Origin of the sequence: Sulfuricurvum sp. RIFOXYD12_FULL_44_77 (assembly GCF_001830725.1) — a bacterium.
Classification (GTDB): Bacteria; Campylobacterota; Campylobacteria; order Campylobacterales; family Sulfurimonadaceae; genus Sulfuricurvum; species Sulfuricurvum kujiense_A.
This window is the reverse complement of record NZ_MIBU01000307.1, coordinates 21,312-30,441: the sequence shown is the minus strand read 5'-3', so window position 1 is coordinate 30,441 and position 9,130 is coordinate 21,312. Positions and strand designations below refer to the sequence as shown.

Annotated in this window: 11 protein-coding genes; 6 read left to right on the top strand and 5 right to left on the bottom strand. The window is 45.1% G+C overall.

Annotated elements, in window-relative coordinates; translation table 11 throughout:
- The 3 genes from A2517_RS11450 to hemB all read right to left on the bottom strand — a co-directional run.
- Positions 1–517, bottom strand: a 517-nt coding sequence (locus A2517_RS11450; RefSeq protein WP_294897160.1) for a multiheme c-type cytochrome, incomplete at its 3' end; no start/stop codon positions are given.
- A 9-nt stretch (positions 518–526) separates the two neighbouring features.
- Positions 527–1,447: an ornithine carbamoyltransferase gene (argF, locus tag A2517_RS11445; RefSeq protein ID WP_294897158.1), complete on the bottom strand. Its 921-nt coding sequence runs from the start codon at positions 1,445–1,447 to the stop codon at positions 527–529.
- A gap of 46 nt (positions 1,448–1,493) precedes the next feature.
- A complete protein-coding gene (hemB, locus tag A2517_RS11440) occupies positions 1,494–2,459 on the bottom strand; it encodes a porphobilinogen synthase (protein WP_294897156.1) in 966 nt (321 codons plus the stop codon).
- 84 nt (positions 2,460–2,543) lie between these two features.
- Here hemB and ribA point away from each other — a divergent pair, with 84 nt between their 5' ends.
- Genes ribA through A2517_RS11420 form a run of 4 tightly spaced genes read left to right on the top strand, consistent with a single transcriptional unit; the run spans position 2,544 to position 4,324 of the window.
- A complete protein-coding gene (gene ribA / locus A2517_RS11435; RefSeq protein WP_294897153.1) occupies positions 2,544–3,143 on the top strand; it encodes a GTP cyclohydrolase II in 600 nt (199 codons plus the stop codon).
- Complete coding sequence (gene rsmG / locus A2517_RS11430) at positions 3,140–3,718, top strand: 16S rRNA (guanine(527)-N(7))-methyltransferase RsmG (RefSeq protein ID WP_294897151.1); 579 nt, start codon at positions 3,140–3,142, stop codon at positions 3,716–3,718. The genes ribA and rsmG overlap by 4 nt, the downstream gene beginning before the upstream one ends.
- 4 nt (positions 3,719–3,722) lie before the next feature.
- Complete coding sequence (locus A2517_RS11425) at positions 3,723–3,929, top strand: PP0621 family protein (RefSeq protein WP_294897149.1); 207 nt, start codon at positions 3,723–3,725, stop codon at positions 3,927–3,929.
- A 2-nt stretch (positions 3,930–3,931) separates the two neighbouring features.
- Entirely contained in the window at positions 3,932–4,324 is a 393-nt protein-coding gene (locus A2517_RS11420; protein ID WP_294897147.1) for a hypothetical protein, read from the top strand.
- Here A2517_RS11420 and A2517_RS11415 read toward each other — a convergent pair.
- Positions 4,321–5,337, bottom strand: a complete 1,017-nt coding sequence (locus A2517_RS11415) for an alanine racemase (protein ID WP_294897145.1) — start codon at positions 5,335–5,337, stop codon at positions 4,321–4,323. The genes A2517_RS11420 and A2517_RS11415 overlap by 4 nt on opposite strands.
- A gap of 27 nt (positions 5,338–5,364) precedes the next feature.
- Here A2517_RS11415 and A2517_RS11410 point away from each other — a divergent pair, with 27 nt between their 5' ends.
- Complete coding sequence (locus tag A2517_RS11410; protein WP_294897143.1) at positions 5,365–6,378, top strand: agmatine/peptidylarginine deiminase; 1,014 nt, start codon at positions 5,365–5,367, stop codon at positions 6,376–6,378.
- Positions 6,379–6,540: 162 nt separating this feature from the next.
- A complete protein-coding gene (locus A2517_RS11405; RefSeq protein ID WP_294897141.1) occupies positions 6,541–8,529 on the top strand; it encodes a TonB-dependent receptor in 1,989 nt (662 codons plus the stop codon).
- A gap of 38 nt (positions 8,530–8,567) precedes the next feature.
- On the opposite strand, the gene A2517_RS11400 is transcribed toward A2517_RS11405, so the two are convergent.
- Positions 8,568–9,125 carry an NUDIX domain-containing protein gene (locus A2517_RS11400; RefSeq protein ID WP_294897139.1) on the bottom strand — a complete coding sequence of 186 codons (558 nt, stop codon included), beginning with the start codon at positions 9,123–9,125 and terminating at the stop codon, positions 8,568–8,570.
- Positions 9,126–9,130: the final 5 nt, after the last annotated feature.

Sequence of the window (9,130 nt, the reverse complement as noted above, 5' to 3'; positions counted from 1 at the left end):
CTTTATGATAAGGGGACTTGGCATCGGCATAAGGACCGCTCATAATCCCCGATTTCATCCAGCTAACCCGATGGATGCCTCGTTTACTATCGGGAAGTTCATCATGGATTTGATCAATGTTGTGACAAACGACACAGTTAATCCCCTCAGAGATTTGATCACTTTTAAGGGCTTTAGTAGCAGCGGAGTCTTTATCCAGTTTTAACGAGGCTATGGCTTCATATTCAGCCGTTGTAGAAGTAACAGAGATACGGGGATTGTGGCAGGCCGCACACTCTATTTTAATCGTATTCAGCGATTTTCGATTATTTTTACGGGCGACATAATCGATCGTTTTTTGAAAATACTCATCGTTATCGTAATGGGATTTTGCATGCCAAGACTCTTCCCACTGCTTCACAATATGGCTATGACAAGCTTTACATTTACCCGAATCTTTAAACTTATCTCCGACTTGAACCGCCACCGCAGCATAAAGACTCACACTGATAATACTCAATAGCCATAATGAACGCATTTGTACCCCTTAACGATGTTTATCTAACCAAACCATTAACCCTTTTTGCGCGTGAAGACGGTTCTCTGCCTCTTCAAAAATCAAACTCTGCTCCCCTTCCAATACCGCTTCACTCACTTCAACGCCGCGATAGGCAGGAAGACAATGTAAAAAGATAGCGTCTTCACGCGCAAGCGCCATAAGGGCTTCATCGACGATGTACCCCTCGAATGCACGTATCCGTTGAGCTTTTTCCTCTTCTTGACCCATTGAAATCCATGTATCGGTCGTTACGACAGTGGCACCTTTAACCGCCACTTTAGGATCATTGGTGATCGTGATTTTTGCACCGCTGTGTTCAGCAAAAGCGAGAGCATCGGCAATAATAGCCGGATCACACTCATACCCCTTTGGGGTTGCGATACGAAGTTCAAATCCGAGCTTAGCTGAGAGCATCAACCATGAATGGGTCATATTATTGCCATCCCCAACATAGGCTACGATCGGATTCTTATCTTTTCCGCACTCCATCATAGTCATGAAGTCCGCCAATAGCTGCACCGGATGGTAGCTGTCACTGAGACCGTTAATGACCGGAACTTTAGAGTGAAGGGCAAACTCTTCGAGCATCGATTGCTCATAGGTGCGGATCATTACCATATCGCACATCGAAGAGATAACACGCGCCGTATCTTTGACCGGTTCACCGCGCCCAAGGTGGATATCACGATTTGAGAGAAATAGGGCATGACCGCCGAGCTGATACATCCCTACCTCGAAACTGACCCGGGTACGGGTAGAGCTTTTTTCAAAGATCATCGCCAGTGTCTGTCCCGCAAGACGGGGTTTGAGTACTTTGGCTTTGACCTCTTTTTTTATCTCTAAACCAATCTCCAAAATCTCTAAGATCTCTTCTTTGGTATAATCTTTTAACGTTAAAAAGTGTCTCACGGTGTTCCTTCGATACAAAAAACAATCATATCATAAAAAAAATTCATTAATTTAAAAGTTGTGCTACTTCTTTAGCATGGTAGCTGATGATGATATCAGCCCCCGCGCGTTTGAATCCTACCATCGTCTCCATCATGACGCGGTTGTAATCGATCAGCCCTGCCGCTCCCGCACATTTGAGCATCGCATACTCGCCGCTGACATTGTAAACTGCCAACGGAAGCTGCGAGGCTTCACGGATATCACGGATAATATCGAGATAGGCAAGTGCGGGTTTCACCATCAAAATATCGGCACCCTGCGCTTCATCTGCCAAACTCTCTCGAATCGCCTCACGGCGGTTTGCCGGATCCATCTGATAGCTAGAGCGGTCACCGAAACTCGGTACCGATTCGGCGACATCTCGAAACGGTCCGTAATAACCGCTGGCAAATTTGGTCGAATAACTCATAATCGGGAGATTGGCGTAACCTCCCCCATCAAGTGCATCACGCAACGTCGTAATAATCCCGTCCATCATCCCCGAGGGTGCAATCATATCGGCACCTGCACGTGCGTGAACCAATGCCTGCTGTGCCGAAATTCCAAGAGTCAAATCGTTATCGACCGTCTCATGGACATGATCGAGAATACCGCAGTGTCCATGATCGGTGTATTCGCAAAAACACAAATCGGTGACGACAAACATTTTCGGGTAGGCACGCTTGATGGCGCGAACGGCTGTCGCAATAATTCCATGATCACACAATGCATCACTGCCGATCGAATCTTTCACGGCAGGGATACCGAAAAGGATAATCGAATAGATTCCAAGGGATTGAAGCAATTCACACTCTTTCAAAATCTCATCCAAAGACATTTGATAAACACCCGGCATCGACGAAACTTCCGTTTTTATCCCCTCACCGGGGCGAACGAATAATGGGTAGATAAAGTCATTAACCCCTACATAAGTTTCACGCACCAGTGAGCGTAGTTGAGGATTTAAACGGGTACGGCGAAAACGCTCCATAAATGTGACTCCAATTAAAAAAATAGTAACTAGATTGTATCGCCTCTTCGTTTAATAATCCATTTTTTAGAAACACCTATTATAATGGCACTAATGAAAACAACAACACCCCTTTTTGAAAAATCATCTATTGCCAATCTCCCTAGTAAATACGGCCCTTTTAAAATCCGTGTCTACAAAGAGGGGATACAAGAGCATTTAGCCATATTTACCGAGAACTTTGAACGCCAAGAGTCGCCGTTGGTTCGGATCCACTCCGAGTGTCTTACCGGTGACACCTTCGGCAGTATTAAATGTGACTGTAACAATCAGTTACATAAAGCGCTGAAATTAATCGCCGAAGAGGGCGGACTGATCATTTACCACCGCCAAGAGGGGCGTAATATCGGCCTTCTCAATAAAATAAACGCCTACTGCCTCCAAGATCATGGGCGTAATACGATCGAGGCCAATGTCGAACTCGGATTTGCTCCTGATCAGCGAACCTACGATGTTGTCGGTGAAATTTTTAAAGATTTCGGTCTTCATAAAATCCGTCTTTTAACCAATAATCCGGCTAAAGTGGACGTCGTAGAGGGGTTGAACGTCGAAATTACGGAACGTGTTCCGGTCATTATCAATCCCAACCCCCATAATGAGGGGTATTTAAAAGTCAAAAAAGAGCAGATGGGACACGATTTATGAGCCAATTAAAGCAGCTGTTAGCGCAACACAATGTGAAGGTTCCCGAAGATTTTTTGGAAAAGATCGCTCAATACAAAGCTCTTCTGGAAAAATGGAACAAAGTTCATAATCTAACGGGAGCTAAAACTCTCCAGCAAATCGATCAGTTTATCCTCGATGCGGTTATTCCTGTAACGTTTCTCCCTTCTGTTACTAAAGCAATGGACATCGGAACAGGGGCGGGATTTCCTGGGATGATTTTGGCAATCGCCCTGCCGCAAACCCATTTTACCCTCGTTGAACCCCTCAGCAAACGTGCGAGCTTTTTACAGTTTGTCAAAGCGGATTTGGGTTTGAGCAACGTGGATGTCAAAGCGCTCAGAGTAGAACAACTCTCAAGCGAGCCGTATGATCTTATTACGTCACGCGCCGTTACCGATACTGAAATGCTTTTAAAACTCTCAAAACCGTTTTGCAGCGAGGGGACTCTTTTGCTCTTTTACAAAGGGGAAAAAGTGTATGATGAAATCGATGAAACACTCGATTACACAATTATTGAGGCGGAAAATCGCCATTATCTGCTCATAAAGAGATAAGACTATGCTAAAACTACTATTATTAATCGGTGTTCTGGTCGGGGTTTATTACCTTTTTTTCAAAAAAAAGGCTCTTACTCCCCCCTCTTCGGATAATTCTCAAGAAGAGGCAATGCTTCCGTGTGCGAAGTGCGGTACCTACGTACAGGTCAAAGAAGCATTTATGCGTGATGGCAAATACTATTGCAGTCGCGAATGTTTGGAAGGCTAACTATGCTGCTATTCGGTCACACCTATGTCCCATCAGAGCCGTTTTACCACATCGACTCGATTGAAGCGTTGCGACACACACCCTCGAATTCCGTTGTCGCCCTTTTTTTTACCCCTGAAAATCTCGATATTATCGAACATCTACGTCTCAATAGCATCCGTTTCGCACTCCATGTCGAAACTGCTACCGATGCCGTTATCGCCGAAAATCTGGGAGCTTCGTATCTGATTGTTCTCCCCAAACATGGCGCAGAAATTCAAAAAGTAGCAGAACACTATCTTTTTGATGCCAAAGTGTTGGGATACATCGATGCGGAAAAAGATTTAGAAAATTTGATCGAAATGCGACTTGATGGAGCTATATTTTCAGATGCAATGATTAAGATTAACTCCTAATCAATCCACTCTCGCTTGAGATCTTTATCCAAACACGCCAAAATCTCATACCCGATCGTCCCGACGGCGTTAGCATAATCATTGGCATTATCAAAAATTTTCAGTTGTTCCGCATCGCTTGAAAAACTCGCACTGTCCATCGAGATACGACCGCGAAGAGCTACCCCCTCCGGTGTAGTGTAGTGATTCGAAGCAAGGCGATCAAGTCCGTTCGCATATCCCAAATCATAGGTGCTAACAACCTCATCTGCTAAAGCTTCATAAAGACCGTTATACCCTACCCGTTCTCCGGCTTTTAATACCCTGGTCGCCATTCTATCTCCCCACAAAGAGAGGACACTTTTTAGGAGCGGTTGCGGCAAACTTGTATCCATTTGTAAACATCCGTACAATGCAATACCGACTCGTACGATATCATCACGGCACTCTGTGGAGCGAAATGTTCCCGCTGAATTGGAGATATGAAAGCGTAGTTTCCATCCGAATTTTTGAGCCAAAAGATCAGCCTTCTGTTTGATACGATCAAAATTCTGACGCTGCCAAAACCATTCTGAACTGAGGGTGTCGGCTGCACGTAAATGGCTCATAATCCCGATACAAATGAGTCCTCGTTTCGCCATTTTTTCAAACGCTGCTTCGAGTTGCTCGGGGGAAATTCCGTTACGGTGCATCCCCGTGTCGATTTTCAGCTCGACTCGCGCTCCACTCGGATAGGCAGATATCTCTTCAAGCGAATTAATGGCGTAGCTGAATTTCGGATGGATATGGGTCGGTTTTTGGCCCAATATCAATACATTGTCAAAGTACTTAACAATCTCCTCGGCTTCACGTTCTAAGCGCACCACTGCTTGATTGACTCCATACTCAGATGCCGCTTCGGCAATCATCTCAGCACCGTGGCCGTAGGCGTTATCTTTTAAAACGACCGCGATTTTATCTTTTCCACCGACTTGGTGTGCGATAATGTCAAGATTATGAATAAGTGCCTCGCGGCTCAATTTAATTGTTCCCATATAAGAATTATAATCTAAGGATTGTTAATGCGTTATTTCCCCGCCGAATTTGAACCTCAAAGTTTTGTGCAACTCATTTTTCCCCATCCCCAAAGCGACTGGGCACCCTATCTCGAAGAGGCGAGAGCGTGTTTTGTCAATATTGCCTCTTCTATTGCCCGCTATCAGCCCTGCCTCATTGTGTGTGACGATGTGGATCTCGTCAAAAGCTATTTTAACTCTCACGAGAATCTGATTTTCGTAGCCTATCAAAGCGATGACACTTGGGCGCGTGATTGCAGTGCGCTAAGTGTTATCGACGAGGATGAAGATGAGCCTTTACTGCTCGACTTTACTTTTACCGGATGGGGCGGAAAGTTTGATGCTTCGCGTGATAATGCGATGAGTTCGGCACTCTCTAACGTCTATGGTGCACCAATGGAAAAAGTCAATCTTATCTTGGAGGGGGGCGGCGTCGAAACCAACGGAAACGGTTCATTGCTCACCACGGCAGAATGTCTCCTTAATCCGAATCGCAATCCTCATTTAGATAAAAAAGGGATGGAAAAAGAGCTCAAAAAACACTTCGGTGTAGAACAGATTTTATGGCTCAATCACGGTTATCTTGCCGGTGATGACACCGACAGCCATATCGATACCCTCGCCCGTTTTATTGATACAGATACCATTATGTATGTCAAATGCGACGATAAATCAGATGAGCATTACGAGGCATTGAAAAAAATGGAAGAAGAGTTGATGGCATTGCGTGACATCGATGATGAACCGTTTAACCTCATCGCACTACCGATGTGTTCTCCGGCCTTTTATGAGGACGAGCGTCTCCCCGCAACGTATGCTAACTTTTTAATCATCAATGATGCCGTTTTGTTACCAATCTATAACGATCCGCATGACAACGAAGCGATCGAGATTTGTAAAAAAGCGTTTTACGGAAGGGATATCATCCCTATCGACTGCTCCGTCCTTATCCGTCAACACGGCTCCCTCCACTGCGTAACGATGCAGTTCCCCGAAGATATATCCTTACGGATGGAATAAAAGGGAAAAGCCCGAGTAGAGAAAATAGCCCGAAGCGGCTAATAACAGGAGCGTTAAAACTATTTGTTTAGTATTTAATTTCATGGTCAAAAGTATAACGACTTAACACTAATGTAACACTTCTTTCCTACAATTCTTCATATTTACTTAAGGATTAGAAGTATGAAGAAGTTTAGCCTCCTCTCTTTGGCTGCGGTTGCTGCCCTCGCCACTGAGCCTGTCACGATTCAAAAAATCACCGTTGAAGCCTCTGCCCCTAAAGCTGATGGTAAAAATATCGTTGCCGATGAGATGGTCAAATTTTCTCGCCAATCCGATCTGGGGGAAATGCTATCAGGTTCACTTCCAGAGATCACACACGTTCGTACCAGTGCCATCGGCAACGACATCGTTTTACGCGGTTTCAAAAAAGACAATCTCAACGTAACCATTGATGATGCCAAAGTATGCGGTGCATGTCCTAACCGTATGGATCCGCCTGCTATGCACGTCTCATCCAGCCAAATTGCTAGTGTAGAAGTTCAAGAGGGGCCGTTTGACGTAACTCAGTTCGGAAGTCTCGGAGGAGCGATTAACGTCGTCACTAAAGACCCTACCAAGGGTCTGCACGGAGAAGTATCCGCAACCCTCGGAAGTTATGACTACCGTAAAATTTCCACTACTGTCGAAGGGGGGAATGACACGGTTCAAGCCCTCGTAGGATACAGCCGCGAAACCAGTGGCCAGTACAAAGACGGCAACGGCAAAACCATGACAGAACAAGCCGAAAGCTCTACGAAACCCTACAGTGCGGCACACAAGAATGATAATGCCTACGAACGCCAAAATTTTTGGGCAAAAGTCGTTGGTAATATCGGCGATAATCAAAAACTAACCCTCAGCTATTTCGGTGACCGTGCTGATAATGTCCTCTACCCGCGCTATCCGATGGATGCCCTCATGGATGATACCGACATGTTCAAAGCCAAATATCAACTCTTCGCGTTGGGAGAGTATTCGGATGAACTGAGTATCGAAGCCTACCATTCAAAAGTCGAGCACGACATGGGAACCGATTTCAGAACCGGTATGTCGAGTGTCTCTTTAGTTGACGCAACTATTAAAGGGGTACGTGCCGAAAACACTGCTTTGATTGCCGAAACAGAGATCACCTTCGGTCTTGATCTCTCTACGCGCAATTGGAACGGAACCAAAGGAAATCGAACTAATCCTTATACCACCATTCAAATCCCCGATGCCGATACCGAAAACATCGGTGTCTATGCAAAAGCACTCAAAACACTTGGTTCGTTTGATCTAAGCGGAGGTCTCCGCTATGACGATACCACTATTGATGCGGATCAATCATTAACCGGAATGTCAACGACTAAAGACCGCGATTACACGAATGTCAGTGCCAATGTTTTAGGGCGATACCATTACAGTACACATGGCAACTTTTTCGTCGGTGCGGGACAATCCTCTCGTGTTCCCGATGCACGAGAACTCTATTTTGCCAGTGTTGGAAATACCAATCTTAATGAAACGATCAACCGTGAAGTTGACATGGGGATCGAGCATACATTTGGGAATTTACACCTCAAAGGGACACTGTTCTACAGTGATTTAAAAGATTATATTTATGCCTACAAAGTAGTAGGGTCTACTACCTCTTTTGCAAACATTGACGCCCGTATTGTCGGCGGAGATATCACGGCCGATTACGCCTTGAATAAAGAGTGGAATATCGAATCGGGGGTTGCCTACCAAAAAGGGACCAAAAAAGATGTCGGTCAACTCGATTCTCTAGCAACTCTAGCACAAACAGATAAAGACCTCGCGGATATCCCACCGCTTAAAGGACGGGTAGCACTTGTGTTTGATGACTCAAAAAACTACGCTGAAGCCGAGTTAATTGCCGCTAGACACCAAACATACGATGTAAACAACGGTGAACAGGCGATTGGCGGATACGGTATCCTCAATCTCAAATACGGCACAGAATTGGGTAACGGTTTCTCTCTAACTGCAGGAATCAATAATTTCTTTGATCGTACCTATGCAGTGAGCAACAGCTATATCGGGCTAACCACAATTATGGAAGGAGCGCAACCTCTTGTTCTTAACGAACCGGGACGCAACTTCTACACTACCCTTAGTTACAAATTCTAACCCTAAACTGTTTCGTCACTTCCCGCATCTCGCGGGAACTACAGCTTATTCTCTAAAAACCACCCGAATCCAAACATCAATCCCGGTGTTTTGGCTTTGGTCTCATCCATTGCAAATTCTTTCGCTTCAGACACAGGTATCCCTATTACTTCAATCGATTCGACACCTACACCGCCACCCTCATTTACACGCATCATTTCATTCACACTAGCATAATAAAGTGTTTGCACCGATCCGGCAAATCCTACCGCCGTATAAAAAGAGGTTACCCGTTCTATCTGATCGAGTGGAACATGGTATCCGCACTCTTCGAGTATCTCTTCATGGGCAATCTCAACCAACGATTTATCTTTATCGACGATACCGGCACACAACTCATACGTGAAGCCGTCTTCATTCTTGAGATATACAGGGGGGCGAAACTGTCGAACAATAACAAGTGTTTGATGCTCTTCCTGGTACAAAAGGATCGCTACACTGTCGTGAACTTCGACCATATCCCATACTTTAGCAACACCGGTCTGAGAATATTGTATCCGTTTCGGTTTTACAAAGTCAGAGTTTTCACACGGTACGATAGTGACATCGGTAATCATCTTAG